The sequence below is a fragment of the Streptomyces sp. NPDC050703 genome, from assembly GCF_040654435.1.
Lineage (GTDB): Bacteria > Actinomycetota > Actinomycetes > Streptomycetales > Streptomycetaceae > Streptomyces.
Genome location: NZ_JBFAHX010000041.1, coordinates 13922 through 39598 on the forward strand (window position 1 = coordinate 13922; position 25677 = coordinate 39598).

A 25677-nucleotide genomic window follows, 5' to 3' on the forward strand; every position below is an offset into this window, starting at 1 on the left:
TCAGGCAACGCACAGCTCCAAAGGCGCCCCGCGACACCCGCGTCGCAGGGCGCCTCGCACGTTCCGTCCCCACCTTCTGTTCGGAATTCGGAGCCCCACATGAGCCTCTCCCGATCCGTCCGGCCCGCCGTGCCCGGGGTGCTGAGACGCACAGCCCTGAGACGCGCCACCGCGGGCGTCGCCGTCCTCGCCGCCGCGGGCCTCCTCGCGACGGCCGCGCCCTCGGCGCTCGCGGCCCCTCCGGCGCCCGCCGCGGCGCTCGCGGCACCCGACATCCCGCTCGCCAACGTCAAGGCGCACCTCTCCCAGTTCCAGTCCATCGCCTCGGCCAACGGCGGCAACCGCGCGCACGGCAGGCCCGGTTACAAGGCCTCCATCGACTACGTGAAGGGCAAACTGGACGCGGCCGGCTTCACCACCACCGTCCAGCAGTTCACGTCGAGCGGCGCGACCGGCTACAACCTGATAGCCGACTGGCCGGGCGGCGACACGAGCAAGACGCTGATGGCGGGCGCGCACCTGGACAGCGTCTCCTCGGGCGCCGGCGTCAACGACAACGGTTCGGGCTCGGCGGGCGTCCTTGAGACGGCGCTCGCGGTCTCCCGGGCCCAGCTCAAGCCCACCAAGCACCTGCGCTTCGCCTGGTGGGGCGCGGAGGAGCTGGGCATGGTGGGCTCGCGGTACTACGTGAACAACCTGCCGTCGACGGAGCGTTCCAAGGTCAGCGGCTATCTGAACTTCGACATGATCGCCTCCCCGAACCCGGGCTACTTCGTCTACGACGACGACCCCACGATCGAGAAGACGTTCAAGGACTACTACGCGGGCCTGAACGTCCCCACGGAGATCGAGACCGACGGCGACGGCCGCTCCGACCACGCCCCGTTCAAGAACGTCGGCATCCCCGTCGGCGGCCTCTTCAGCGGCGCGGAGCGCGCCAAGTCCAGCGCGCAGGCCCAGAAGTGGGGCGGCACGGCCGGCCAGGCCTTCGACCGCTGCTACCACTCGTCGTGCGACACCACGTCGAACATCAGCGACACGGCCCTGGACCGCAACAGCGACGCCATCGCCCACACGGTCTGGGCCCTCGCCACGGACACGCCCGTCCCGCCGGGCGACGTCTACGAGAACACCACGGACGTCGCCATCCCGGACAACGGCGCCGCGGTGACCTCGACGGTGAACGTCACGGGCCGCACCGGCAACGCCCCCGCCACCCTCAAGGCGGACGTCGACATCCGCCACACCTGGCGCGGCGACGTGGTCGTCGACCTCCTCGCCCCCGACGGCACCGCGTACCGCCTGAAGAACTCCAGCGGCAACGACTCGGCGGACAACGTCATCGCGTCCTACACGGTCGACGCCTCCAGTGAGCCCGCGAACGGCGCCTGGAAGCTCCGCGTCCAGGACGTGGCGTCCCAGGACACGGGGTACATCAACAGCTGGAAGCTGACCTTCTGACGTCGGTCCCGCGGCGGGGCGCACGCCCCGCCGCGGACCTCAGTCCTCCTCGGGCGTCACCCCTCCTCGGGCGTCAGCCGCAGGGAGATGCTGTTGATGCAGTAGCGCTGGTCGGTGGGCGTGGGGTAGCCCTCGCCCTCGAAGACGTGGCCCAGGTGGGAGCCGCAGCGGGCGCAGCGGACCTCCGTGCGGACCATGCCGTGCGAGGTGTCCTGGAGGAGTTCGACCGCGTCCGTGTCCTTGGGGTCGTAGAAGCTCGGCCAGCCGCAGTGCGACGCGAACTTCTCCGACGACGTGAACAGCTCCGCGCCGCACGCGCGACAGGAGTAGACGCCCCGCGTCGTGGTGTCCGTGTACTCACCGACGAAGGCCGGTTCCGTACCGGCCTGGCGCAGCACCGCGTACTCCGAAGGGGTCAGCTCCGTCCGCCACTGCTCGTCCGGCTTCTCGACGTCGTACGCCATGGTGCAATCCCTCACTTCGACAGGTGGGCCAGGATCCGCGGGCCGAGGTCGGTGACGTCGCCCGCTCCCATGGTGAGAACGAGATCACCGGGCTTCGCCATTCCCGCGATCTCCCGCACCGCCTCGTCCTTGTCGTGGACGGCCCGCACCTCGGCGCCGGCCGCGCGGGCCGCGTCGACGATCACGTCGCTGGTGACGCCGGGGATCGGGTCCTCGCGGGCCGGGTAGATGTCCAGGACGACGGAGGAGTCGGCCAGCGCGAGGGCCTGGCCCATCTCCGTGCCCAGCTCCTGCGTGCGCGAGAACAGGTGGGGCTGGAAGAGGACGAGGATGCGGGAGTCGCCCGCCGCGGAGCGCATCGCCTCCAGGTCGGCCGTCATCTCGGTCGGGTGGTGGGCGTAGGAGTCGATCACCTGGACGCCCGCGGCCTCGCCCTTGAGCTGGAGGCGGCGCTTGACGCCGGTGTAGGACTTCAGGGCGCCCGCCATGTTCCGGGACGGGATGCCGAGCGCGACGCCGGCGGCGAGGGCCGCGACCGCGTTGCCGGCGTAGTGGCGGCCGGGCACCGAGACCGTGAAGGTGAGCAGCTTGCCGTCGAGGAGGACGGTGACCTCGCTGGTGAGACCCCGTGCGTTGATCTTGTGGATGCGCAGGTCGGCGCCCTCGGACTCGCCGTACGTGACGACCTTCAAGCCGTCGAGGCCGCGCAGGCGCCGGGTCAGCTCGACCGCGCCCTCCTGGTCCGCCGAGATGACGAGCGTGCCGCCGGGGACGACCTTCCCGGCGAAGATCTCGAAGGACTCGTAGATCTCGTCCATCGAGGCGTAGTTCGCGTGGTGGTCGAGCTCCACGTTCAGGACGATGGCGACCTCGGGCGCGTACTTGTGGAAGCTGCGGTCGCTCTCGTCGGCCTCGGCGACGAAGATGTCGCCCTCGCCGTGCAGCGCGTTCGAGCCGGGGACGTCGAGGTCGCCGCCGATCGCGTACGACGGGTCGAGGCCGAGGGTGGCGAGCGTGACCGCCAGCATCGACGTCGTGGTCGTCTTGCCGTGCGTACCCGCCACCGCGATCGGCCGCAGGCCGTCCATCAGCGAGGCCAGGGCGTCCGAGCGGTGCACGACCGGAATGCCGAGTTCGGCGGCGCGGGCCAGCTCGGGGTTGTCGGCGCGGATCGCGGAGGAGACCACGACGCAGGTCGCGTCGGAGGCGAGGTGGGCGGCGTCGTGCCCGATGTGCACCGTGGCGCCGAGCGCGCGCAGCGCCTCTGCCGTGGCGGACTCGCGGGCGTCACTGCCGGCGACCTCGGCACCGCGCTGGGCCAGGATCTTCGCGATCCCCGACATTCCGGCGCCGCCGATGCCGATGAAGTGCGGTCGGTCCATGTCGGCCATGGACTGGGGCAGGCCGGGTGCCATGCGTGTGTCTCCCTGAAGTGACGACGGTGCCGCTTACGTCTACGGCCGGATCAGGGCCCCAGCCTATTCGCACGCCGCCCCGGGTCACGCGAAGCGCCCCTACGAGGGGCGCGGGGAAGGGCGCGAGCGACCACGGCCGACCGGCGCCCGGAAGAAGAGCCGGAGCGGAGAACCCCCGAGGCCCCGGCCGGGTCACGCGCTGTGGGAGAACAGCTTCAGCACCGGCACCCCCACCTTGTGCCGCGCCCGCGAGGCCCAGTCCCGGTGGAAGAACTCCTCCACGTAGTGGGGGTCGGTCAGCACGATCACCTCGTCCGCCGACGCCTCGTCCACCAGCGCCGACAGCGCGTCCAGCGGGTGGTCCTCGATGAGCCGCCCCGTCGCCCCGCAGCCGGCCGCGCGCAACGCGGCCAGCGAGACCCGCAGCGCCTGCTCGCCGGGGCCCGTCGCGTCCTCGCCCTCGGGGGTCGACCCTTCCCGCGCCGCCTCGTCGAGTTCCCCGAGGGCGACGTCGTCGATGGCCCGCAGCAGACGGTCCGCCTGGTCCCCCCTGGGCTGGAGCAGCACATGGAAGCTGACCGGCTCGTCCCCGTGCAAGGTGGTGACGAACTCCACGTCCGCGGAGGTCAGGGCCTTCTCGATCATCAATACGCTTGTGAACACGGCAGGCGCCCTTCTCATCCGTGGGCCGTCCATGAGGCCCGCGCGGAAACCATCCTGCCCCGTGCCCCCACGGGGCCTGCGAGTTCTAGTCTGCCCGGCCGAAGCCAAACGGAACGAGTGATTCCGCCGATTGTCAGCTTCGACGGTATCGGGTGAAGAGGAACCCGGCCTCCTCCAGCAGGGACGCCAGGACGAACCGGTCCGGCGTCACCAGCGCGTGCCCTCCGGCGATCCGCTGGGCGTCCCCCGCGGTGAGCATCGGCGACACCGTGAGGCACAGCTCGTCCAGCGCCCGTGCGGCCACGAACTGCCCGAGCAGCCGGGGCCCGCCCTCGGTGAGCAGCCGTGTGAGCCCCCGCTCGGCGAGGGCGGGCGCGACCCGCTCCGGCGCCACGGTCGCCCCCTCCCCGGCGATCACAACCTCGGCACCGGCCTTGCGGGCCGCCTCCATCCTGTCGGCGGGCGCGGCGGCCCCCGTCACCACGAGCGTGGGCGTCAGGGGCGAGGTGAAGAGGGGGAGCGAGAAGTCCAGGTCCAGGCTCGCGCTGACCACGGCGATGGCGGGCGCGGGGGTCTGACCGGCCGCCGCCCTGCGCGCGGCGAAGGCCTCACGCGCGCGTGCCGGACGGTACCCCTCAAGACGTACCGTTTCGGCCCCTACGATCACGGCGTCGGCGAGGCCGCGCAGGGTGCCGAAGATCCGCATGTCGGTGTCGTTGGAGATCGGCTGGGAACGGCCGTCGTGCTGGGCGGCGCCGTCGAGCGTGGACACCATGTTGGCGCGCAGCCAGGGCCGCTCGCCCACGGGGTAGGCGTACGCCTCGGCCAGCTCGTCGAGCCCCCACTCGCGGTCACCCCCGGGCACCGCCCGGCCGGCCGCGGACACCGCATGGTCACCCTCGGGCAGCACCTGGCCACTCCCGGTGGCCACCTGGTCACCCATAGGCACTGTCTGGTCGGTCACAGGAAACAGACGTCGCATGACCGGCAGTCTCGCACGCCGTTTAAGCTGGGGAACCGTGTCGTCATCCCCCGCCGCCCCCGCGCCCCGCCCCACCGCCGAAGCGGCCCCGCGGTCCCTGTGCGCCCGCGAGCCCCACGTCCCCGCCGACCGCCTGGTCGCCGAGATGGTGCCGCCGCCGCGCTTCGACTCCGTGCGCTTCGACACGTACATCCCGGACCCCGCCAGGCCCAGCCAGACCGAGGCGGTCCGCGAGCTGAGCGCCTTCGCGGCGGGACTCGGCGGAGCGCACGCCTCCGGTTCGGGCCGCAAGCGCTGGTTCCAGCGCAAGGCCGCCGCCCCCACGGGCCCCCGCGGCATCTACCTCGACGGGGGCTACGGCGTCGGCAAGACCCACCTCCTGGCGTCCCTCTGGCACGCGACGCCCGCGGCGCCGGCGCAGAAGGCATTCGGCACCTTCGTCGAGCTGACGAACCTCGTGGGCGCGCTCGGCTTCCAGCAGACGGTGCGCACGCTGAGCGAGCACCGGCTGCTCTGCATCGACGAATTCGAACTCGACGACCCGGGCGACACCGTGCTCGTCTCGTCCCTCCTCGCCAAGCTGGTCGAGCAGGGTGTGGCGCTGGCCGCGACCTCGAACACGCTGCCGGGCAAGCTCGGCGAGGGCCGCTTCGCGGCGACCGACTTCCTCCGCGAGATCCAGGGGCTGTCGGCGCACTTCAGGGCGTTGCGCATCGACGGCGACGACTACCGGCACCGCGGCCTGCCCGAGGCCCCCGCCCCGTACTCGGAGGAGCAGGTCACCAAGGCTGCCCACGCGACCGAGGGCGCCTCGCTCGACGACTTCCCGCAGCTCCTGAAGCACCTGTCCACGGTGCACCCGAGCCGGTACGGCGCGCTGACCGACGACATCGCGGCCGTGTGCCTCACGGACGTCACGCCGGTCCCCGACCAGTCGACCGCGCTGCGGCTCGTGGTGCTGGCCGACAGGCTGTACGACCGGGAGGTGCCCGTGCTCGCGTCGGGTGTGCCCTTCGACCGGCTGTTCAGCGAGGACATGCTGAACGGCGGCTACCGGAAGAAGTACTTCCGGGCGATATCGCGGCTCACGGCACTGGCCAGGGACGCCAAGGGGCTCGTCGGCGCGTAGGCCCGGCAGCGGGGCCGGCAGGGGCCGCGGAGAAACCGATGGCTACGCGCGTGGTTCCCGATCACCAAGGCGCGTGGTACACACATCCGGTCATATTCCTGTCCGCCAGCAGGAGGTTGCCCCATATGTCTGCCACTCGACGTCAGGTTCTCGCCCGTACCGGTGCGGTGGGGGCGGGAATCGCCTTCACCGGCGCTCTCTCCGAGCTCTTCGCGGGCAGCGCCGCCGCGCTGGGGAAGGCCGGGTACGGCCCGCTCGTACCCGACCCGAAGGGTCTGCTCGACCTGCCGAAAGGTTTCCGCTACAAGGTGCTCTCACGGGAGGGCGACGACCTCCGCTCGGGTGAGGGCAAGGTGCCGAGCAACCACGACGGCATGGCCGCCTTCAGAGGGCGCGACGGCGGGGTCCACCTCGTCCGCAACCACGAGAACCGGGTCACCGGCAAGATCGGCGTACCGACCGTCAAGGGCCTCACCTACGACCCGATGGCCAAGGGCGGCTGTACGGCGCTCTCGCTCGACCGGCGGAACGACGTCCTGGGCGAGCGCGTCGCGATCGCCGGGACGGCCGTGAACTGCGCCGGCGGTCCGACCCCCTGGGGCACCTGGCTGACCTGCGAGGAGACCGAGGACAAGGCCGGCACGAACGGCTACACCAAGGACCACGGCTTCATCTTCGAGGTCGACCCGGTCGATCCGCGCCGCACCGGCGCGGTGCCGCTGACCGCGATGGGCCGCTTCCAGCACGAGGCCGTCGCCGTCGACCCGCGGCGCGGCATCGTCTACGAGACGGAGGACGCCTTCGAGAAGCCCTTCGGGCTCTTCTACCGCTTCCTGCCGAAGAAGCCCGAGGGAGGCCGCGGGTCGCTGCGCGCGGGCGGCAGGTTGCAGGCGATGCGCGTGCCCGGCGTGCCGGACCTGTCCTCGGTCCAGGAGACGGGCGCGACGTTCGAGGGCATCGAGTGGGTCGACGTCCCCGACCCGCTGGCCGTGCGGACGCCCATCCGCCACCAGGACTTCGGCAAGAAGGGCATCACCCACGCGCAGAAGCTGGAGGGCTGCTACTGGGGCGGCTCGTCGGTCTACTTCGTCTCGTCCTTCGCGCGCAGGACGGAGGGCTCGGCGGGTGACCACTTCGGCCAGATCTGGCGGTACGACCCCGCGCGCCGCCGCCTCACCCTGGTGATCGTCTTCGGCCCCGCCACGGACGTCCAGCTGCCCGGCGAGTCCCCCGACAACATCTGCCTCGCGCCCAGCGGCGGCCTGATGGTCTGCGAGGACGGCGGCGGCGCCCAGTACGTCTACGGCGTCACCCGCCGGGGCGAGGTCTACGCGATGGCCCGCGGGCGCCAGAACATCGGCACGCCCGAGGAACCGGAGTGGGGCGAGTTCGCGGGAGTCACCTTCTCCCCCGACCACGACACGATGTACGTCAACTGCTACACCCCCGGCACGACGTTCGCGGTGACGGGGCCCTGGCACAAGTAGGGGCGCACCGGTCGCCCCTCCGCCCGCGTCCGGGGCGGAGGGACGGCCGCGCGGCCGACGGTCAGTACGCCGTCACGGGGTAGTGGTCCGACAGGTTCGTGTACGTGTACTCCTTGCCCCAGCTCGACACCGTCCAGGGGGCGCTCCGCTCCTTGAGCACGTCGTTGCGCCAGGTGGCGGGGCGGGCGTGGCCCTCGCGGTGGAGGATGTGGTCGAGGTCCTCGCGGGGGTCGTCCGGGTAGCGCTCGGCGGCGACGGAGTTGTCGCGGGTGTCGAAGGAGTACGGGTGGCCCGTGCGGGCGTCGGCCGGGACGAGGCCGCCGGCGGCGAGCATCGAGGCGTACTCGGAGCCGTGCCCGTCGACGTTGAGGTCGCCCGCCACGACGACCTGTTCGTCCGCCGGGATCTTCTTGGCGTCCAGGAAGGCGTCCAGCTCCTTGAACTGCTTCGCGCGCGTGGCCGCGGCCTCGCCCGCGCCGCAGCCCGGGTCGGTGGACTGGGTGTGGGTGCCCACGACGTGCGCCCTGACGCCGTTCACGTCGAGGACGGCGTAGACGAAGCCCTTGTTGGAGTACGCGTCGGAGCCGCAGGCGTCCTTGTACACGTACTGCTCCTCGCGCAGGACCGGCCACTTGCTGAGGACCGTCACGCCGCCGTCCTCGGGCGCCACCGCGGAGTACGCCCCGCCGGTCGCGTCCCAGCCGCTCCTGGAGCGGCCCAGCACGGGCGTCTGGTGCGGGTAGCGGTCCGCGGCGGCGCTCTTCAGCGCGTCGGACGAGGAGTTGTCGAACGCCTCCTGGAGCACGACGACGTCCTGCCCCCGGAAGAACCCCGCCTCGGGTATGGCCCTGGCGCGGTGGTCCTGGCCCCAGTTCGGGTACAGCGTCTTGCTGAACAGGAACGTGTTGTACGTGAGCACCTTGAGCGGCGGCGGCGCGGTGGCCGCGTGGGCGGGCGGGACGGCGGCGGCCAGGGTGGCGGCGACGACGGCGGCGACCGCGGCGGCGCGGGGCCCGCTCGGCGCTGAGTACGGCACGGAGACTCCTCGGGGTGAGGGGGGCAGGCGAGGGGGGGTGACCGCCTGATGGGCGGGCGGCTGCACATCCAACCACCCGCGATTACTTCTGGGGATACTCCGCGTGAACACACCGGTCCCGCCCGTCTCGGCCGTGCTCCCCCGTCGACAGCCGTACCGCCCGGAAAAGCCGCTCCAACAGCGCCCCGAACGGCCCCCGTACGGCCTTCGGAGGCGGCGAGGACGCCTTTCCGCCCCGGAGGTGAGGGGCGGCACCCGACGCCCGCCCGCCGGGCCGCCGACGGCCCGCCGACAGCCTCCGCACCCCACCCCCGAACCCCACCTGACCTGGGCTTTCAAGCCGCTACGAACCTACAATTACCCCTCGCACAAGGGGACTTGTAAGGGGACTCGATGGAACGCGACATCCGCACGATCGACGACGTGATGCGACTCCTGGACGGCCTGTTCGCGCCGGAGGCCGACCGGTGGACGCCCGAGGGGGCCGCCTGGTGGGACGGGTTCTACGCGGACCGCACCAAGCCGGTGCCGTTCTTCGCGGCGAAGCCCGACGAGAACCTCGCCTCGTACGTCGAGCGGGGCCTGGTGAGGCCCGGCCGCGCCCTCGACCTCGGCTGCGGCCCCGGCCGCAACTCCCTGTACCTGGCCGCCGCCGGCTTCGCGGTGGACGCCGTCGACCTGTCGCCCGCCGCGCTCGGCTGGGCCGCGGAGAGGGCCCGCGAGGCGGGTGCCGACGTGCGCTTCCACCTCGGCGACGCCTTCGCGCCCGACGGCCCCGTGCCGCCGGGGCCGTACGACCTGATCCACGACTCCGGCTGCTTCCACCACCTGCCGCCGCACCGCCGCGTCAGCTACCTCGCCCTCCTCGACCGCGCCCTCGCCCCCGGCGGCCACCTCGCCCTCACCTGCTTCGCCGCGGGCCCCTCGGGCATGGGTTCCGAACTCCCGGACGCGGCCTTCTACCGGCAGTCCGGGCTGCACGGCGGCATCGCGTACGACGACACGTCACTGCGCCACGTCTTCGCGGACCTCACGGAGGTGGAACTCCGCCGCATGCGCGACGAACCCCCGGGGTCCGCCCGCTTCGGCGAGCCGTTCCTCTGGGCGGCCCTGTTCCGCCGCGAGGCCCCTGCCGCGGGCCGGTAGGCGGGCCGGAGCCCGGGCACAGCGAAGCCCCACCCCGCGTCGCGCGATGGGGCTCCCCGGCCTGTGGTCTCCGACGCGTCAGAGGGCCCCGAGCTCTCCGGCCTTGACGCTCGCCACGAACGAGGCGAACGAGCCGGCGGGGAAGTCCAGGACCGGGCCGGACGGGTCCTTGGAGTCGCGGACGGGGACCACATCGCGCGAAGCGACAAGGTTCGTGGCGACCTCGATGCACTGGCCGCCGTTGTTGCTGTACGTGGACTTGAACCAACGCGGGTTTTCGGTCGTCACGGGGAACCCTTTCGAAGCTCTTCGATCATGGCCACGGAAGCCGCCTGGGACATGGCCTCGGCCTGTAGCTGATGGTAGGCCGTAAGGATGGGCAGCACGAACGTGCTTTCCCGCTCCAAGTGCCCTCGCTGAGCGGACTCCGCGTACGACATGAGCGACCGGTCCGGCAGCGTGAGCACCGTGACCGGCAGATCGAAGGGGCGGCGGGCGCCCATGTCGAACGGGGCGACCTGTAGGACCGTGTGCGGCAGATCGGCGAACTCCAACAGCCGTGCCAACTGCGCGTTCATGGTCTCCGGGCTGCCGATGGGGCGCCGGACGCAGCTTTCGTCCAGCACGGCCAGAACCAGCGGCAGGGGCTCACGGACGACAGCCGCCTGCCGGTCCGCGACGAGCGCCACACGTTGCTCGGCCTGCTCGGTCGTGACGGCCCCCCGCTTCACCGCGCTCTCGGCCAGCACCCGTGCGTACTCCGGTGTCTGTAGAAGACCGGGGACCACACCCACCTCGTACAGCCGGATCTCCGCGGCTCGTGACTCGTGCCCCACGTACTCCTCGAAACCCTCAAGCAACGCGGTATGCCGCACGGCCCGGCCCCGTCGCTGCAACTCGTGGCCAGTGCCGAACACCTTGTCGGCACGTGCCTCGAAGCGGGGAGTTGGGGGACGCCGACCAGTTTCCACGGCCGAGATGTGGGTGCCCGAGAACCCCATGTGTTCGCCCAGTTCGTCCTGTGTCCAGCCCCGCTCATCCCGCAGCCTGCGCAGACGTTCCCCGAATGCCGCTACGGGTGACGCGCTCGGGTCCAGCTCTTTCCGGTTCAACAGCTACCGCCCAACTCTTCGGTCAGAACACGCAAGTTGAAGACCATCTGACTCTAGGACACGCTGAGTCGCCTTGGTAGTGAAACCGCTACGGAGAGGAGTCGCGGTGCCTGCGCAGAACGTTCCCGGGGACGCCCCCGTCCACGTTCCCGAACCCGGCACGCTCATGGTGGACACCAGCCGGGACGGCCGGGTCGGGGAGTTCCGGGGTGTCGCCGGCCCTTACTGGGCGCTGCGCCCGGTCTGTGGCGGGACCGAATGGGAAGCGGAGCCCGAGCATGTGCGCCCCGCGGATGTCATGGAGCGACTGAGGGCGAAAGCCGCCCGCGCCAACGCACGGAGCCGGGGCGACGTGCTGTGACGCCGAAGCACCACAGCCCCCTACAGGCCCCCGCCCGGCTGCCCCTGTCTGGGGACGGTGGCAGTCGGGCGGGCTCCACACACGGACCTGCACGACGACACGGAGGGAACACCGCATGACCACGCTCATTGAGCCCCCCACTCGCGAACCGTGTAATAGCTCGTCCCGACGGTGATTCCGTCCCGCTGGAACAGCTCCCACCATGCGGGCCTGACCGTGAACAGGTTGGACGCGACGACCCCGAGGAACACGACCGGATCACGGGCCGGACGGGCAGCTACGTCCGCACCCGGTGCAACATCCGTGAAGCCGTGAACCGAGGGATCACGGTCCGGGCCGGAATCGTGGACATTCTGCCCGGGCAACGTGTCGCCGAGGCCCGCGCCGAGCTGGAATCGATGGGGGTGAAGCACATCAGCACCGACCGGGTGCGGGCCGTGGGGCGGGCAGCGCTGCCGGGGCGGGCGCCCACCCTCGCCGAGATGTGCGGACGGTGCACGCGCGGCCGGGCTGCCATCCTGCCGGACGGAGACCTCGCCGGCTGCGTGCTCTCCCGGGACTTCCCCGTGGGCAACGTGCGCAGGACCCGGCTCGCCGATTTGCTCGGGGGCCCGCGGTGGGCGGAACTCTCGGCGCTCGTACCCGCCCCCCGTGCCTCCGGGTGTACCCCTGCGGACTCCAACGACTGTGACCCCGCGAACACCGAAGCGTGCGGCCCCGCGTACTGATGACGGAAAGGCTCGACGGCATGGACCGGGAGATGTGGGAGAAGCGGGCGCGCACGCTCGCCGACAAGGTGACGGAGCCGGATTCCCGGTGGTGCGCACCCGTGGCATACGTGCCCCGTCACGAGCTGGTCCCGCGCTGGTGGGAGCGGGACGGCTCGGACACGTGGGCTCTGCGTGAGGGAGCGAGCGACCCGGAAGCCTGGGTGGATGCCGCGTACGCGGACCGATCGCTGATCACCAGGGTCGGCGGACTGCACGCCGATCTCGCGAAGCCCGGGGACCGGCCCGAGGGGCTGCCCACGTCTTCCGCCACGCTGCCGAGCCTGGTCGTCCAGATGCTTCGGCACGGGCGACTCGGGGACGGGCTGCCGTTCCTGGATCTGGGTACCGGAGCGGGCGGGCTCACCGCGTACGCCTCGCACCGCCTCGGGGCCGGACACGTGACGAGTCTGGACGTGGACCCCTACGTGACGGGCTCGGCGGGTGAACGGCTCGCACGCATGGGCTACCACCCTCGCTTCGTCACTGCGGACGCAACCGAGTACGTGCCGGGTAGGTATGACCGCATCGTCGCCACGGTGGGACTCCCCGCAGGCCCGGGGCTCCGTCCGGTCCTTGCCGCACTGGAGCCCGGCGGACGCATCGCGATGACCATCGGGCGCACGTGCCTGGTCATCACCGGGTGGAAGCAGCAGAACGGCGTGGTGGTGGGGCGGGTGGAACGGGACATGGCGGGGTTCATGGTCGCGCGGTCCGAGGACGGCTGTCCGCACCCCGCACTCTCCGAGCTGTACAGCCTCGCGGCGAACGCGGAAGGGGAGCAGCGCGGTAGCGGCCGCTATCCCGTCGTGGACGTGGCCAACGCATGGGAGTTGCGTTCCATGCTGGAGGTCACGACACCCGGTGTGGAAACACGCTATGAGACCAGCGGGCGGACCCGCACCGCTGTCCTGGTGCATCCCGACGGGTCGTGGGCCCGTGCGGTGGCCGAGTGGACCGACCCGCCGGAAGTCCACCAGGGGGGACCGCGACAACTCTGGACTGCGCTGGAGCGCATCCGGAACCGGCTCAACGCCGAGGGGTCCCTGCCGTTGCTCGGCGCACGGGCCCGCATCACACCCGACGGGGTGATCTTCCTGTCCCGCGGACAGTGGCAAGCAGCCATGGGAGCCGAGTGACGGGGGGCCGCGGAACAGCCCCGCTACCTGATCCAGCAGGATCATCCCGTGCCGCACCGCCCGCACGAGAGAAAGGCTCCGTCCACGATGAAGCTGCACACCCATGAATGGGGTACCGGCGACCGCGTCGCCCTGCTGGTCCACGGGATCATGTCGGACCACCGCACCTGGCGGCGCGTGGGACCCGCCCTCGCCGACAAGGGGTACCGCGCGATCGGTGTCGATCTGCGGGGCCACGGCGCGAGCGGGCGCGGTGCGTACGGTGCGGAGATCTTCGCGGACGACCTGGTCGAGACGTTGCCGGTCGGCGCGGAGGTCGCCATCGGGCACTCGCTCGGCGCTCTCGCGCTCTCCCTGGCCGTCGAACGCCTCGCGCCCGCGCGGGCCGTCTACTCCGACCCGGCGTGGGCGCTCGGCAACGCCGGGTCGGTGGACCCCGCGATGTTCGTGCAGTTCAAGAGGGTCACCCGGGGTGTCATAGCGGGCTTCAACCCCCGCTGGGAGGCGGCGGACGTCGACATCGAGGTGGCCACCGTGGCGGCCTGGGACCCGGACACCGCGCACGCGCTGGCGGGCAGGTACGCCGTCGACCGCACGCCCGACGCGCCCGTCGTCCCCTCGCTCGTGCAGGTCGCGGGCCTCGGCCGGCTCGTCGACGAGGAGCGCAGGGCGGAGCTGAAGCAGCGGGGGTTCGAGGTGCGCACGGTCGAGGGCGCCGGACACACCATCCACCGGGACGACTTCGACGCGTTCATGGAGTCGCTCGACGGGTGGGTGTGAGCTGTTCCGGCAGCCCTGGGGGGAGAGCGGGCCGGGCGCAGGCATCCCGCGGACGGGTGGCCGCACGGCGTGTCCACCGGCCCGATAAGCAGTTTGTCGTATTTATACGCATACCGTCACCCCGTGAACGCACTCGTACGGAGAAGCGCCGCGCTCTGCCTCACCGGCGCCCTGACCACCGTCCTCGCCGGCTGCTCCGGGGACGCGCGGCCCGTGCGCGCCACGCGTCCCCCCGTCGCCTCCCCCTCCGCCCCGCCCACGCTCGCGCCGGGCCCGCAGGGGCTGACCCCGGTCTTCGAGAACGGCTCGCGGACGCACGGCCGTACCGTCGCCCTCACCTTCGACGCCGACATGACGGCCGGCCAGGGGCCCCGCGCGGCCGGCGGCGAGCGGTTCGACAACCCCGCGCTCGTCGCCACGCTGCGGCGGCTGAAGGTCCCCGCCACGTTCTTCATGACGGGACGCTGGGCCGAGGAGTACCCCTCCCAGGCCGCGGACATCGGCGGGGACCCCCTCTTCGAGATCGCCAACCACTCCTACAGCCACTACGCCTTCACCCGCGACTGCTACGGCCTGCCCACCCTCCCGCAGGACCGGATGCGCGCGGACGTGGAGCGCGCCTTCGACGCCTTCCGCACGGCGGGCGTCGCGCGCACCGTCCCGTACTTCCGCTTCCCCGGCGGCTGCTACGACCAGCGGGCCCTCCGCGCGCTCGCCCCCGGCGGCGTCACCGCCGTGCAGTGGGACGTGGTCAGCGGCGACGCCTTCGCCACCGACCCGGCGGCCGTGGCACGGCAGGTGCTCGACGGCGTACGGCCCGGCTCGGTCGTCGTGATGCACTGCACCCGCAGCGCGGCCCCCGTCACCGAGCGCGCCCTGCGCACCATCGTCCCCGAGCTACGGAAGCGCGGGTACCGCTTCGTCCGTGTCTCGGAGCAGATCGGCTCGGCGGGGGCGCGGCGTTAACCTGGTCGTATGGCCGACGACGAGAGTTACTGCGCCGCTCCGGGCACGGACACGGCCGCGGCCGCGGCCGTGCGCGCCCTGGGCCTCGGCCCTGACGCCGCGACCGAGGGCCCGTTCGCCGCGTGCGTGCTCTGCCAGGAGCCCACGGAGTACCCGGAGTCCCACAAGGGCACCACCCTGTGCCCGGTCTGCGCCTGGCAGGAGGCCGAGCGCCAGGCGTGCTCGGGCTGACGCCGGGCTACGCGGCGCGCTTCAGGCGTACGAGGACGGGGGCGCCGAAGGGGTCGCCGGACTGGGTCACCTCGACCTTGCCCGCGCCCAGCCACGTGTCCGTGCCGGGCACGCGGTGGACCTCCTCCAGCCACAGCATCTGACCGGAGCCCTTGCGGGCCCCCGTCGACACGGGCAGGCGGTCACGTCTGATCTTCAGGCACCGGCCGCCGTCGTCCAGGAACCAGTTGCCGTCGAGGAACAGGCCCTCGTCGTCCTGGGCCACCGGTATCCGGTACGCGCACCCGCCGGGCGCCTCCTCCTGGTCGACCCATCGGGAGCCCTCACGGCGGAGCCGGATGAACTCCTCCTGGGGTTCGTCCTCGACCTCGCCGTGGTTGAAGGTGTTGCTGCCGTACGCGCGCACCTCGCCGTCCGCGAGCGCGAAGACCTTGATGAGGCTCGCGCCCGGCTCCGGCGGGACGGGCTCGTCGAAGCGGGCCTGCGGGGTCTCCACCTGCCGCCACGACGTGCCGTCCCAGTGCGCCGAGGCGGGCTGGTCGTAGGGTTCGCCGTGGACCTGTTCGGTGCCGGGGCCCGTCGACCGGCTGCCGACCGCCCACACGTCGTCCGGTCCCACCGCCGCGAGGTCGGCGGTCCTGTGGGGCAGCCGCGTCGTGGTCCAGCGGCTGCCGTCGAAGTGCACGGCGGTCCGCTCGCCCGTGAGGGCCCAGATGTCCCGGGGCCCCACGGCCTCCAGGTCCCCGACGTTGCCCGGCGGCGGGTTCGGCACCGCGGACCAGCGGGTGCCGTCCCAGCGCACCCACGGGGCGGCTCCGTCGCCCGCGGCGTACGTCTGGGGCCGCAGCCACAGGGCGTCGTCACCGATCTCTTCGAGGACGGGCGGGTAGTCGGTGTCGCCGAGGGCATCGGGCAGGGGCTCGCGCTGCCACCGTTCGCCGTCGTAGTGCAGCAGATGGGCGTTGGACCTGCCGTTGTTCTCGGTCCCGACCGCCCAGACGTCGTCCTCGCCGAGGGCCGCGATATCGGTGAAGCCGCCGCTGAAGTCCGCGATGTGCTCGAACTCCCAGCGGGGCGAGGTGTCCTCGCCCCCGGGGCGTGCGGTCCCTGAATCGGTGGCCCGCGAGCCGTCCGGCTCGGCTTCCGTGCCGCACCCCGCCGCCGTCAGCAGCACGGCCAGCACCGCGCAGGCCAGCGCGCGAGGGCGCCTGCCGCCGCCCATGACTCCGCCGGCCCGGCCGGTTCCGCCGGCCCCACTGGCTCCACGCATGCGGCACCCTCCCCGTTGCTGATGTCGTTCCGGTGCGGAAGGCGGGCAGCCTATCCCCTCGCCCCCGGGCACGCCCGGTGCCCCCGCGGCCCAGCCGCGCAGGGAGCTGAGCCCCTCGGTGGGCGCGTCGACGCCGGCGAGCAGCCGCAGCGGGGCCACTCCCCGCAGCACCCGGGGGGCCGCGCGGCCCGCAGCGGCGGCCGACGCCCCGCGGGGCGGATTCCCCGCCTGGCAGACTGGGCGCGTGAGCAGCGACGAGACCACCCCCACCGGCACGCGGGACGGCGAGCCCGCCGCGGACAGCCCCTTCCGCCACGAGAGCACCTCGCGCGACGAGGCCCCGCAGTTCGTACTGCCGCTCGTCGCCCGCATCGAGCGTGCCGCTCCCCCGGCCCGTACGGACGCGCTGGAGACCGCGGCCCGCGCCGTCCTGGTGATGCTGAGCGACGAGCGTTCGCTCGGCGACGGCGAGTGGGCGCGGGCGATGCGGGACTGGCAGGACGCCCGCATCCGCAAGGTGGTGCGCAGGGCGCGCGGCGGCGAGTGGCGCAAGGCCGAGGCGCTGCCCGGCATCACGGTCACGGGCAAGTCCGCGGAGGTCCGCGTCTTCCCGCCGGTCCCGCTGGACGGCTGGCCCAAGGAGCTGGCGAAGCTCCAGGTGTCGGGCACCGACCTGGACGACCCCGAGCCGCCGGGCGGGGCCGACGCGACGCACCCCGTCCTGTGGATGAGTCCCGACGTCGGCATGTCGGCGGGCAAGGCGATGGCGCAGGCGGGCCACGGTGCCCAACTCGCCTGGTGGGAGCTGTCCGCCGAGGACCGCACGGCCTGGCGCGACACCGGCTTCGCCCTCGCGGTCCGCACGGCCGCCCCCGCCCAGTGGCGGGCGCTGACCACGAGCGGCCTTCCCGTGGTCCGCGACGCGGGGTTCACGGAGATCGCCCCGGGCTCCTGCACGGTGGTCGCCGACCACCCGACGCTCCGCGCGTCGCTGCCGTGACCTCCGCGCCCGCCCTCTCGCGCGGTTGAACGCCCCGCCCGTATCTTCCGTACTCCTCGGTATCACCGGTGAGTACGGGAGCACCACGGGAGGCACCTTGCGGCGCGTCAACGGCACGGCTCTGATCATCGCGGCACTCGTCGCCACGCTGGGCGCGATCGCGTTCCCCGTGTGGTCCTACGCCGACCGCTCGGGCACGGGCGAGGCCAACCTCGCCGCCGGGTCGGTGGCCACCCGGTGGGGGCCGCTCTCCGCGGCCGACAGGGACCTGCTGGTGAAGGTGCGGCTCGCCGGGCTCTGGGAGATCCCCGCGGGCCAGCAGGCCGTGGAGCGGGCGCCGACGGAGGCCGTCAAGGAAGCCGGTGACCATCTCATCGTGGGCCACACCGACCTCGACGAGCGGGTGCGCTCCGCCGCCTCGCGGCTCGGCGTGGAGCTGCCCAACCAGCCGACCGCCCAGCAGCGGGGCTGGCTGGACGAGCTGACGGAGGCGAGCGGGGAGACGTACCAGCGCAAGTTCGCCAACCTGCTGCGCGTGTCGCACGGCAAGGTGTTCGGCGTGATCGCCCAGGTGCGCGACACCACCCGCAACTCCCTGGTCAGGCAGCTCGCCACGGACTCCAACCAGACCGTCCTCGACCACATCACGATGCTGGAGGCGACCGGGCTAGTCGACTTCGACGCCATCGCCGACGGCGCCGCGGCCGGCGCCACCGCGAGCCCGACCGGGCCGCCCCCGCCGTCCGGGGCCGCCCCGCCGGAGCCCCTGCCCGCCGGGCCCGAGGGCGAGGTGTCCACCACGTCGCGGCCCTCGCCGGGACCGCCGGGGAGCATCGACACCGGCCGGCCGGAACCTCAGATGTAGCTCTGAACGTCTCCCCTGCGGGGTTCGGCCGGTCCCGCCCGGGTGATGGTCCTGGGGACGAGTGACCGGGGGGACCGGGGGACTCGGGGGACCAAGGGGGAGACATGGAGCGTCTGGGGACCGGTATCGGCTGGCGTCCCGAGATGGCGGACGCCGTGGAGGCGATGTCCGGCATCGACTGGGTCGAGGCCGTGGCGGAGAACATCTGTCCGGGGCACCTGCCCGACCCGCTGCTGCGGCTCCGCGAGCGCGGCGTGACCGTCGTGCCGCACGGCGTCTCGCTCGGCCTCGGCGGCGCAGACCGCCCCCACGAGGGGCGGCTGACCGCGCTCGCCGAGCGGGCCGAGGCCCTGGGCTCGCCGCTGGTCACCGAACACATCGCCTTCGTCAGGGCCGGTGGCGACCTCACCGCGACCCAGCAGCTCGAAGCCGGGCACCTGCTGCCGGTGCCCCGCACCCGCGACGCGCTCGCCGTGCTCTGCGAGAACATCCGCGTCGCGCAGGACGCGCTGCCCGTGCCGCTCGCCGTGGAGAACATCGCGGCCCTGATCGCCTGGCCCGGCGAGGAGATGACGGAGGGGCAGTTCCTGTACGAGCTGGCCGACCGCACCGGCGTACGGCTGCTCATCGACGTCGCCAACCTCCACACCAACCACGTCAACCGCGGCGAGGACCCGGCCAAGGCCCTCGACGAACTGCCGGTCGAGGCCATCGCGTACGTCCATGTCGCGGGCGGCTTCGAGCGGGACGGGGTCTGGCACGACAGCCACGCGCACCCCGTCCCCGAGCCGGTCCTGGCGATCCTGGCCGACCTCGCGTCGCGCACCGCGCCGCCCGGCGTCCTGCTCGAACGGGACGAGAACTTCCCCGGACCGGCCGAGCTGGAGCGGGAGCTGAACGCCATCCGGGCCACGGTGCGGACCTCCGGGGCGCCCGCCGCCCCCGCCGTGCCGGCGGCCGTGCCGCCCGCCTCCGGCGCCGCCCGGCAGCGCACCGCCCTCGCCCAGGCCGCCCTGCTCTCCGCGCTCGTGGCGGGCACCCCGGCGCCCGAGGGCTTCGACCACGCGCGCCTGAGGGTGCAGAGCCAGGCGCTGGCCGCCAAGCGCGCCGACGTCGTCGCGAAGGTCGCGCCGGAGCTGCCGGAGATCCTCGGGACCGCGTACCGCGCCGCGTTCCTCGGCTACGCCCGGGCCAGGCCCATGACCGGCGGCTACCGCCACGACGCCCTCGGCTTCGCCGAGCACCTGCTGCTCGCGGGGCGGCCCGCGTCGCCGGACGCCCGGCAGCGGCTGAGCGACTGGTGGCGGGAGCGCTCGGGCCCCGCGCCGCTCTCCCGGCGGCCCGCCGCCAGGCTGCTGCACGCCACCCGCCGCGTCCTGCTGCGGCGGTGACGCCATCGGCGTCGCCGCGGTCGGGTAGGCGGCCGACGTCCTGCTCTCCTCCGCGCTGCTGGTCACGGGCGCGGTGACGGGGCCTTCGTACGGGGCACCCTCCTGCGGTACGCCGCGTGGCGTCCGGCTCGCCCCCGCCTGGTGGCCACCCGCGGGGGCGGGTCGTCGTGCTCCGGGGACGGTGGCTCCTCCTGCGGTGGCGGTGGGGCGGGTCCAGTTGCAGCAGTTCGTCCTCCCGCCGAGGGGCGGCGCACGCCGCGCCGCCCGGACCGGTGGCGCCGTACGGAGGTTGACGTAGGCCCCGTCGTAACACCGCACCGGGCCGCCCCCGGCGCACTAGCGTGCGGTGCCGCACCAGGAGGCACCCATGCGATCCCGCATCATCAACGGCACCGGCCTCGTCGTCACGGGGCTCGTCGCGACGCTCGCCGCGCTCGTCTTCCCCCTCTGGTCCTACGAGGACCGCTCGGGCACCGGCCTGGACAGACTGAACGCGGAGGCGGTGGCGACCGACTTCGGGCCGCTCTCCGCCCTGGACAGGGACTTCGTCACCAAGGTGCGCCTCGCGGGCCTGTGGGAGCTGCCCGCGGGCCAGCAGGCCGAGGAGCGCGGCACCGCCAAGGCGGTGCGGACCGCGGGCCGGCACCTCGTGGAGGGCCACACGTTCCTGGACGCGCGCGTACGCGAGGTCGCCGCCCGGCTGAGCCTGGAACTGCCGAACCAGCCGGACCCGCCGCAGCGGCGCCGGCTCACCGAGCTGAGCGCGGCGCGCGGCGGCACGTACGACGAGAAGTTCGCCAACATCCTGCGCCGGGCGCACGGCACGGTGTTCCCGGTGGTGGCCGAGGTGCGCGCCACCACCCGCAACTCGCTGGTGCGCACGCTCGCCGACGACGCGAACACGACGGTCCTCGACCACATCACCGTCCTGGAGAAGACCGGCCTGGTCGACTTCGACGGCCTCGCCCGGGACGCGGCCCCCGGCCAGGCCCCCGCGACCCGCTCCCCCGCCCCGCCAGGACCCGCAGCGTCCCCGGCCCCGGCATCGCCGGTCACCCCGTCCCCCACGTATCCCCTGCCGCCTGCCGCGTCACGCGCGAAGCCGGAGTAGCCCCGCCACCCCGCCGGGAAACGGAACGTTACCCACCCGTCATCGAACGTCCCGCATGCTGAATAAGCCATGGCGCGCGGCACCGCCTTCGCATAGAACACCGCCATGTTCTGGCTCCCCCTGCTCCTCATCGCCTGGGCCGCGACCGGCCTGACCTGCGGCAGGCTCTGCATGGCCGCCGCCCGTGCCGCCACGCCGGGGGCGGCCGTGCCGCGCGGCCGCCGTCTCACGCTCTACGAGGCCGCGTTCCTGTCCGGCGGGCCCGCCCGCGTCGCCGATCTGGCGCTCGTCGCGATGGCGGGGGCGCGGCGGCTGCTGATCGCGCACACCGGGTGGGCGACCGTGGTCGACCCCGAGGGGCGGGACGACATCGAGCGTTCGGTGCTCGGCGCGATCGGCCCGGCGGGGCAGTCCCGCATAGCGCCGATACGCCGCGGGGCGGCCACCGCCGACGCCGTGCGGGCGCTGGCGGACCGGCTCGTCGCCGCGGGCCTCGCCGTTCCCGACGGCACGGGCGGGGGCGTGGCGGCCGGGGTGCGCCAGGTGCGGGCCGCGGCGGTGGCGGTGCTCGCACTCGGCGCGGTGGCGGTGCTCATGCCGGGCCAGGAACCCGCGGGCGCGGGCGAGATGCCGGTCGCCGCGTGGTTCGCGCTGCCGCTGCTGCTGTGCGCCGGGTGCCTGCTGATCGCCCGCGTCGAGGTCCACCCGTACACGCGCTGGGCCTCGCCCGCGGGGCAGGCGCTCCTGGGGACGCTCGCGACGGGCGACGACCCCCTCACGGCCGTGGCGGTACGAGGAGTGAGCGCGGTCTCCGACCCGGGGCTGCGCGCGGCGTTCTCGCACCGTGCGGGCCGGGAGGACGGGGAAGCCGCTCAACGGGGTCATTGAGCCGACACCGAAGGACCGGTGCTTTACTTCGCCGACTATCACACGAATCATCCCCTTTGTTCGACGCCTGTGCCGACGGCCGACCAAGGGGTAACGAAGCGCGATGAAAGCAGCAGCCGTCCGTTGTGCAACCGCCGGGTCCCTGGCCCTGAGCGCCCTCGTCGCCGCCCCCGCGGGAAGCGCGAACGGTGCCACCGCGCCCTCCGCCGAGGAGCGCGGCGTCAGGATCGCCGCCGAGCGCGCCGAGGCCGCCGGCATCCGCTGGGGCACCTGCGCCAAGGCCGAGGACATGCCGCCGTCCCTGCGCTGCGGGACGGTCGTGGTGCCGCTGGACTACGCGCGGCCGGGCGGCAAGCAGATCCGGCTGACCGTCAGCCGGGCGCGGGCGACCGGCAGGTCCGGGCACCGGGCGGTCGCACGGCAGGGCTCGCTGGTCTACAACCCGGGCGGGCCCGGCGCCTCGGGCATGCACTTCCCGGTCATGGGCGTCATGCCGGAGTGGAAGCGCGTCGCGGCCGCCTACGACCTGGTCGGGTACGCCCCGCGCGGCGTCGGCCGCTCCGCCCCGCTCTCCTGCCGGAGCGCCGGGCAGTCCGCCGAGGCGCCCACGAGCGCGCCGAGCCACCCCGACGCCGCGTACAAGAAGAAGCGCGTCGCCAGGGCGAAGGCGTACGCGCGCGGGTGCGCCGCCCGCAACCCCGGGCTGCGGCACTACACGACGCTGAACAACGCGCGCGACCTCGACGTGCTGCGGGCCGCGCTCGGCGAGCGCAGACTGACGTTCGTGGGCGCCTCGTACGGCACCTACCTCGGGGCCGTCCACGCGACGCTCTTCCCCTCGCACGTGCGCCGCATGGTCTTCGACTCGGCGGTGAACCCCGCGCCCTCACAGATCTGGTACCGCAACAACCTCGACCAGTCGGCGGCCTTCGAGCGGCGCTGGGCGGACTTCCGCGCGTGGACGGCCAAGCACCACACGGCGTACGGCCTGGGCAGGACTCCGGAAGCGGTCCTGCGCAACTACGACCGGGCGAGCCGGAAGCTGGCCCGCAAGCCGGCCGGCGGCAAGGTCGGCCCGGGTGAACTCCAGGCGGCGTTCCTCCAGGCCGGGTACTACGACGACTACTGGCCGATGCGCGCGGCGGCGCTCTCGGCGTACCTCAAGGGCGACCCGAAGCCGCTGGTCGAACAGGCCGCGCCCGAGCCGCGGGGGGCCGCCGAAGCGGAGAACGCCAACTCCGTCTACACGGCCGTGGAGTGCAACGACGCCCCCTGGCCGACGGACTTCGGGACCTGGGACCGCGACAACTCGCTCCTCGCCCGCTCGGCGCCTTTCGAGACGTGGGAGAACGCCTGGATGAACCTGCCGTGCGCCTACTGGCCCGCGCCCCGGCAGCGGCCGGTCGACGTCGGTGCGGCCGAGGGCGAGCTGCCCCCGACCCTGATCCTGGCCGCCGAGCGCGACGCGGCCACCCCGTACGCGGGCGCCCTGGAGCTGAACCGCAGGCTGGGCGGATCGGCCCTGGTGACCGAGCGGGGCACGGGGACGCACGGCATCGGCGGCGGCACCAACGCCTGCGTCAACCGCCACCTGGAGGCGTACCTCCTGACGGGCCGTGTCCCGGCGGGTGGCGCGTCGTGCGCGCCGCGCCGGGAGCCGGAGCCGCAGAGCGCCGAGCGGGCCGCGCGGCCCGCCGGGGCGCTCTGAGGGACGTCGGGGCTAGGCCAGGCCCGCCACGAGGTCGGCGACGGACTTGCGGCGGCCGGTGTAGAACGGCACCTCTTCACGGACGTGCATCCGGGCCTCGGAGGCACGCAGGTGACGCATGAGGTCGACGATGCGGTACAGCTCGTCGGCCTCGAAGGCCAGCATCCACTCGTAGTCGCCGAGCGAGAACGAGGCGACCGTGTTGGCGCGCACGTCGGGGTAGCCGCGGGCCATCTTGCCGTGGTCGGCGAGCATGCGGCGGCGGTCCTCGTCGGGCAGCAGGTACCAGTCGTAGGAGCGCACGAAGGGGTAGACGCTGATGTAGTTCCGCGGCGTCTCGTCGGCCAGGAAGGCCGGGATGTGCGACTTGTTGAACTCGGCGGGGCGGTGCAGCGCCATGTTCGACCAGACCGGCTCCAGGGCGCGGCCGAGCCTGGTGCGGCGGAAGAGGTTGTAGGCCTCCTGCAGCTCGTCGCTCGTCTCGGCGTGCCACCAGATCATGATGTCGGCGTCGGCGCGGAGCCCGGAGACGTCGTACGTGCCGCGGATGGTGATGTCCTTGGCCGCGAGCCGGTCGAACAGCTCCTGGACCTCGTCGGCGTAGCCCGCGCGGACCGTTCCGTCGTCGGGCAGCACGTCTCGCAGCCTGAAGACCGACCACAGGGTGTAGCGGATGACCTCGTTGAGGTCCTTGGCCTTCTTGCCGGCGTTCGGGGTCTTGGCGGGGGTGTCGTCACTCATGCCCCTTATTCTCCTCCGGCCCCGTGGAGACTCTGCACCGGGTTGCGGCTGAGCTCGTCCACGCCCGTGAGGTCGCCCGCCAGCCCGTCGACGGCGGCGACGGCGCTCGCGACGCAGGCGGGGATGCCCACGCCGTCGTACGCCGCTCCGCACACGGCGAGGCCGGGCAGCCTGCCCACGTGCTCGCGGACGCGGGCCACGCGCGCGTGGTGGCCGACGGGGTACTGCGGGAGGCCGTCGTGCCAGCGGGTGACGCGGGTGGCGACCGGCGTGGCGTCCAGGCCGGTCGCGGCGCGCAGGTCGTGCCGGGAGAGACCGACGAGGTCGGCGTCGTCGCGGCCCAGGATCTCGGTCTCCCCGTACCGCCCCACCGAGGTGCGCAGCACCAGCAGGCCCGGGTCCTCGTCGGCGATCCAGCCCCACTTGCGGGAGGCGAAGGTGGACGCCTTGATGGTGTGCCCGTCGACGGGCGGCACGAGGAAGCCGCTGCCCTCGGGGAGGTCGATGTCACCGCGGCGGTAGGCGAGGGTCGTCAGGGCCATGGAGGCGTACTCGACGCTCGCCAGCTCGGCCGCGACGGCGGGCGCCTCGGCGCCGAGCAGCGCGGCGGCGGCGTAGGCGGGCACGGCGACCACGACGCGGTCGGCGGCGACGGCGTCGTCACCGGTGCTCACCCGCCACCCCGCAGGGGTGCGCCGCAGCCCGGTGACCGGCGTCCCGGTGCGGATCTCCCCGCCGAGCGCGCGCACCGAGTCCGCGACGGCGAGCGGCAGGCGTCCGACGCCGCCCTCGATGCCCATGAAGACCGGCCCGGTCCGCTGGTTCCGCGCGGCCTCGGCCTGGATGGCGCGGACGCCCTCGGTGAGGGAGGCGTGGGTGCGGGCGGCCTCGAAGAGCTGGGGTACGGCCGAGCGCATCGAGATGCGGTAGGCGTCGCCCGCGTAGACGCCGCCGAGCAGCGGTTCCACGAGGCGGTCGACGACCTCGCGGCCCAGGCGTTCGGCGACGAAGGCGCCGACCGCGACGTCGTCGCCGACCTCGGTGGGCGGCAGTTCGCGGTCCCGCTCGATGCGGCGCAGGCCCTCGTCGGAGAGGACGCCGGAGAGCGCGGAGGCGTCGCCGGGGACGCCCATGACGTGGCCCTTGGGCATGGGGCGCAGGGCGCCGCGGGTCCAGATCGACGCGGTGCCGGTGGCGGGCGGCTGAAGCCGGTCGCCGAGGCCCACCTCGCGGGCGAGCGCGACGGCCTCGGGGCGGCGGGCGAGCATCGACTCGGCGCCGAGGTCGACGCGGACCCCGGCGATCTCCCCGGCGTGCAGCTTGCCGCCGATCCTGTCGGAGGCTTCGAGGAGCGTCACCCGGGTGCCGGGTGCGGTGACGAGCAGCCGGTGCGCGGCCGCGAGGCCGGCGATCCCGCCGCCGATGACGACGGCGTGGCCGCTGCCCGTACGTGTGTCCGTTTCGCGCATGTCCCCACTCTCTCAGAGCCGGTGCCGCTCCTCCGACCCAGACCCTTTTACGCCCGAGTCCCGAACGTGACCGCATCGGGACCGTCCGGCAACCA

Annotated in this window: 26 protein-coding genes; 16 read left to right on the forward strand and 10 right to left on the reverse strand. The window is 73.3% G+C overall.

The annotated features are described in order from the left end of the window. Nucleotides 1–99: 99 nt before the first annotated feature. The gene (locus AB0I16_RS28930) at nucleotides 100–1461 is read left to right on the forward strand and encodes a M28 family metallopeptidase (protein WP_363252554.1); all 1362 of its coding nucleotides are present in this window, start codon (nucleotides 100–102) and stop codon (nucleotides 1459–1461) included. A 56-nt stretch (nucleotides 1462–1517) separates the two neighbouring features. Here AB0I16_RS28930 and msrB read toward each other — a convergent pair whose 3' ends face one another. The 4 genes from msrB to AB0I16_RS28950 all read right to left on the reverse strand — a co-directional run bounded on the left by msrB (nucleotide 1518) and on the right by AB0I16_RS28950 (nucleotide 4985). Then, nucleotides 1518–1925, reverse strand: coding sequence for a peptide-methionine (R)-S-oxide reductase MsrB (msrB, locus tag AB0I16_RS28935; protein WP_363252555.1), 408 nt, complete (start codon nucleotides 1923–1925; stop codon nucleotides 1518–1520). 11 nt (nucleotides 1926–1936) lie between these two features. Further along, the gene (gene murC / locus AB0I16_RS28940; protein ID WP_363252556.1) at nucleotides 1937–3340 is read right to left on the reverse strand and encodes a UDP-N-acetylmuramate--L-alanine ligase; all 1404 of its coding nucleotides are present in this window, start codon (nucleotides 3338–3340) and stop codon (nucleotides 1937–1939) included. Nucleotides 3341–3532: 192 nt separating this feature from the next. Beyond that, nucleotides 3533–4003 (reverse strand): indole-3-glycerol phosphate synthase, encoded by a 471-nt coding sequence (locus tag AB0I16_RS28945; RefSeq protein ID WP_363252557.1) that lies wholly within the window; start codon nucleotides 4001–4003, stop codon nucleotides 3533–3535. 133 nt (nucleotides 4004–4136) lie between these two features. Next, nucleotides 4137–4985, reverse strand: coding sequence for a pyrimidine reductase family protein (locus AB0I16_RS28950; RefSeq protein WP_363252558.1), 849 nt, complete (start codon nucleotides 4983–4985; stop codon nucleotides 4137–4139). A gap of 37 nt (nucleotides 4986–5022) precedes the next feature. On the opposite strand from AB0I16_RS28950, the gene zapE reads away from it, so the two are divergent. After that, complete coding sequence (gene zapE / locus AB0I16_RS28955; protein WP_363252559.1) at nucleotides 5023–6114, forward strand: cell division protein ZapE; 1092 nt, start codon at nucleotides 5023–5025, stop codon at nucleotides 6112–6114. 125 nt (nucleotides 6115–6239) lie between these two features. After that, entirely contained in the window at nucleotides 6240–7601 is a 1362-nt protein-coding gene (locus AB0I16_RS28960) for a PhoX family protein (protein WP_363252560.1), read from the forward strand. A 61-nt stretch (nucleotides 7602–7662) separates the two neighbouring features. On the opposite strand, the gene sph is transcribed toward AB0I16_RS28960, so the two are convergent. After that, nucleotides 7663–8637, reverse strand: coding sequence for a sphingomyelin phosphodiesterase (gene sph, locus AB0I16_RS28965; protein WP_363252561.1), 975 nt, complete (start codon nucleotides 8635–8637; stop codon nucleotides 7663–7665). 393 nt (nucleotides 8638–9030) lie between these two features. Between sph and AB0I16_RS28970 the strand changes: the two genes are divergently transcribed. After that, on the forward strand, nucleotides 9031–9783 hold the full coding sequence (locus AB0I16_RS28970) for a class I SAM-dependent methyltransferase (RefSeq protein ID WP_363252562.1): 753 nt from the start codon (nucleotides 9031–9033) through the stop codon (nucleotides 9781–9783). A 78-nt stretch (nucleotides 9784–9861) separates the two neighbouring features. Here AB0I16_RS28970 and AB0I16_RS28975 read toward each other — a convergent pair whose 3' ends face one another. Together AB0I16_RS28975 and AB0I16_RS28980 are read right to left on the reverse strand one after the other, a co-directional pair. Beyond that, nucleotides 9862–10071, reverse strand: coding sequence for a DUF397 domain-containing protein (locus AB0I16_RS28975; protein WP_363252563.1), 210 nt, complete (start codon nucleotides 10069–10071; stop codon nucleotides 9862–9864). Beyond that, nucleotides 10068–10898 carry a helix-turn-helix transcriptional regulator gene (locus tag AB0I16_RS28980; protein WP_363252595.1) on the reverse strand — a complete coding sequence of 277 codons (831 nt, stop codon included), beginning with the start codon at nucleotides 10896–10898 and terminating at the stop codon, nucleotides 10068–10070. Before AB0I16_RS28980 ends, AB0I16_RS28975 begins: the two co-directional genes overlap by 4 nt. A 163-nt stretch (nucleotides 10899–11061) precedes the next feature. Here AB0I16_RS28980 and AB0I16_RS28985 point away from each other — a divergent pair, with 163 nt between their 5' ends. The 6 genes from AB0I16_RS28985 to AB0I16_RS29010 all read left to right on the forward strand — a co-directional run bounded on the left by AB0I16_RS28985 (nucleotide 11062) and on the right by AB0I16_RS29010 (nucleotide 15139). Continuing rightward, nucleotides 11062–11256, forward strand: coding sequence for a hypothetical protein (locus AB0I16_RS28985; RefSeq protein ID WP_363252596.1), 195 nt, complete (start codon nucleotides 11062–11064; stop codon nucleotides 11254–11256). Between the two features lie 344 nt (nucleotides 11257–11600). Then, nucleotides 11601–11984, forward strand: coding sequence for an SPASM domain-containing protein (locus tag AB0I16_RS28990; protein ID WP_363252564.1), 384 nt, complete (start codon nucleotides 11601–11603; stop codon nucleotides 11982–11984). A 20-nt stretch (nucleotides 11985–12004) separates the two neighbouring features. Further along, complete coding sequence (locus AB0I16_RS28995; protein ID WP_363252565.1) at nucleotides 12005–13162, forward strand: methyltransferase domain-containing protein; 1158 nt, start codon at nucleotides 12005–12007, stop codon at nucleotides 13160–13162. A gap of 87 nt (nucleotides 13163–13249) precedes the next feature. Continuing rightward, nucleotides 13250–13942, forward strand: a complete 693-nt coding sequence (locus AB0I16_RS29000; RefSeq protein ID WP_363252566.1) for an alpha/beta hydrolase — start codon at nucleotides 13250–13252, stop codon at nucleotides 13940–13942. 123 nt (nucleotides 13943–14065) lie between these two features. After that, nucleotides 14066–14908, forward strand: a complete 843-nt coding sequence (locus AB0I16_RS29005; protein WP_363252567.1) for a polysaccharide deacetylase family protein — start codon at nucleotides 14066–14068, stop codon at nucleotides 14906–14908. Nucleotides 14909–14917: 9 nt separating this feature from the next. Beyond that, nucleotides 14918–15139, forward strand: coding sequence for a hypothetical protein (locus tag AB0I16_RS29010; protein WP_363252568.1), 222 nt, complete (start codon nucleotides 14918–14920; stop codon nucleotides 15137–15139). A gap of 7 nt (nucleotides 15140–15146) precedes the next feature. On the opposite strand, the gene AB0I16_RS29015 is transcribed toward AB0I16_RS29010, so the two are convergent. Then, nucleotides 15147–16409 (reverse strand): hypothetical protein, encoded by a 1263-nt coding sequence (locus AB0I16_RS29015; RefSeq protein ID WP_363252569.1) that lies wholly within the window; start codon nucleotides 16407–16409, stop codon nucleotides 15147–15149. Between the two features lie 244 nt (nucleotides 16410–16653). Between AB0I16_RS29015 and AB0I16_RS29020 the strand changes: the two genes are divergently transcribed. From AB0I16_RS29020 to AB0I16_RS29045, 6 genes are all read left to right on the forward strand, one after another. Then, complete coding sequence (locus tag AB0I16_RS29020; protein ID WP_363252570.1) at nucleotides 16654–17409, forward strand: aminoacyl-tRNA hydrolase; 756 nt, start codon at nucleotides 16654–16656, stop codon at nucleotides 17407–17409. A gap of 97 nt (nucleotides 17410–17506) precedes the next feature. Beyond that, nucleotides 17507–18274 (forward strand): DUF4142 domain-containing protein, encoded by a 768-nt coding sequence (locus tag AB0I16_RS29025; RefSeq protein WP_363252571.1) that lies wholly within the window; start codon nucleotides 17507–17509, stop codon nucleotides 18272–18274. Nucleotides 18275–18378: 104 nt separating this feature from the next. Next, complete coding sequence (locus AB0I16_RS29030; RefSeq protein WP_363252572.1) at nucleotides 18379–19665, forward strand: DUF692 domain-containing protein; 1287 nt, start codon at nucleotides 18379–18381, stop codon at nucleotides 19663–19665. 367 nt (nucleotides 19666–20032) lie between these two features. After that, on the forward strand, nucleotides 20033–20776 hold the full coding sequence (locus AB0I16_RS29035) for a DUF4142 domain-containing protein (protein ID WP_363252573.1): 744 nt from the start codon (nucleotides 20033–20035) through the stop codon (nucleotides 20774–20776). 105 nt (nucleotides 20777–20881) lie between these two features. Continuing rightward, nucleotides 20882–21664: a TIGR04222 domain-containing membrane protein gene (locus tag AB0I16_RS29040; RefSeq protein ID WP_363252574.1), complete on the forward strand. Its 783-nt coding sequence runs from the start codon at nucleotides 20882–20884 to the stop codon at nucleotides 21662–21664. 103 nt (nucleotides 21665–21767) lie between these two features. Next, nucleotides 21768–23372: an alpha/beta hydrolase gene (locus tag AB0I16_RS29045; RefSeq protein ID WP_363252575.1), complete on the forward strand. Its 1605-nt coding sequence runs from the start codon at nucleotides 21768–21770 to the stop codon at nucleotides 23370–23372. A gap of 12 nt (nucleotides 23373–23384) precedes the next feature. Here AB0I16_RS29045 and hemQ read toward each other — a convergent pair whose 3' ends face one another. Both hemQ and hemG read right to left on the reverse strand, forming a co-directional pair. Next, nucleotides 23385–24113 carry a hydrogen peroxide-dependent heme synthase gene (hemQ, locus tag AB0I16_RS29050; RefSeq protein WP_363252576.1) on the reverse strand — a complete coding sequence of 243 codons (729 nt, stop codon included), beginning with the start codon at nucleotides 24111–24113 and terminating at the stop codon, nucleotides 23385–23387. Nucleotides 24114–24118: 5 nt separating this feature from the next. After that, entirely contained in the window at nucleotides 24119–25582 is a 1464-nt protein-coding gene (hemG, locus tag AB0I16_RS29055) for a protoporphyrinogen oxidase (protein WP_363252577.1), read from the reverse strand. Between the last annotated feature and the right edge of the window lie 95 nt (nucleotides 25583–25677).

Excerpts from the sequence above, each read along its gene's own strand:
- AB0I16_RS29040 (WP_363252574.1), top strand. The coding sequence starts at position 20,882 with ATGTTCTGGCTCCCCCTGCTCCTCATCGCCTGGGCCGCGACCGGCCTG.
- AB0I16_RS28930 (WP_363252554.1), top strand. The coding sequence starts at position 100 with ATGAGCCTCTCCCGATCCGTCCGGCCCGCCGTGCCCGGGGTGCTGAGA.
- AB0I16_RS28970 (WP_363252562.1), top strand. The coding sequence starts at position 9,031 with ATGGAACGCGACATCCGCACGATCGACGACGTGATGCGACTCCTGGAC.
- AB0I16_RS28960 (WP_363252560.1), top strand. The coding sequence starts at position 6,240 with ATGTCTGCCACTCGACGTCAGGTTCTCGCCCGTACCGGTGCGGTGGGG.
- msrB (WP_363252555.1), bottom strand. The coding sequence starts at position 1,925 with ATGGCGTACGACGTCGAGAAGCCGGACGAGCAGTGGCGGACGGAGCTG.
- AB0I16_RS29030 (WP_363252572.1), top strand. The coding sequence starts at position 18,379 with ATGGAGCGTCTGGGGACCGGTATCGGCTGGCGTCCCGAGATGGCGGAC.
- AB0I16_RS29035 (WP_363252573.1), top strand. The coding sequence starts at position 20,033 with ATGCGATCCCGCATCATCAACGGCACCGGCCTCGTCGTCACGGGGCTC.
- AB0I16_RS28985 (WP_363252596.1), top strand. The coding sequence starts at position 11,062 with ATGGTGGACACCAGCCGGGACGGCCGGGTCGGGGAGTTCCGGGGTGTC.
- AB0I16_RS29010 (WP_363252568.1), top strand. The coding sequence starts at position 14,918 with ATGGCCGACGACGAGAGTTACTGCGCCGCTCCGGGCACGGACACGGCC.
- AB0I16_RS29015 (WP_363252569.1), bottom strand. The coding sequence starts at position 16,409 with ATGCGTGGAGCCAGTGGGGCCGGCGGAACCGGCCGGGCCGGCGGAGTC.
- AB0I16_RS29045 (WP_363252575.1), top strand. The coding sequence starts at position 21,768 with ATGAAAGCAGCAGCCGTCCGTTGTGCAACCGCCGGGTCCCTGGCCCTG.
- AB0I16_RS28950 (WP_363252558.1), bottom strand. The coding sequence starts at position 4,985 with ATGCGACGTCTGTTTCCTGTGACCGACCAGACAGTGCCTATGGGTGAC.
- AB0I16_RS28995 (WP_363252565.1), top strand. The coding sequence starts at position 12,005 with ATGGACCGGGAGATGTGGGAGAAGCGGGCGCGCACGCTCGCCGACAAG.
- AB0I16_RS29000 (WP_363252566.1), top strand. The coding sequence starts at position 13,250 with ATGAAGCTGCACACCCATGAATGGGGTACCGGCGACCGCGTCGCCCTG.
- hemG (WP_363252577.1), bottom strand. The coding sequence starts at position 25,582 with ATGCGCGAAACGGACACACGTACGGGCAGCGGCCACGCCGTCGTCATC.
- hemQ (WP_363252576.1), bottom strand. The coding sequence starts at position 24,113 with ATGAGTGACGACACCCCCGCCAAGACCCCGAACGCCGGCAAGAAGGCC.
- murC (WP_363252556.1), bottom strand. The coding sequence starts at position 3,340 with ATGGCACCCGGCCTGCCCCAGTCCATGGCCGACATGGACCGACCGCAC.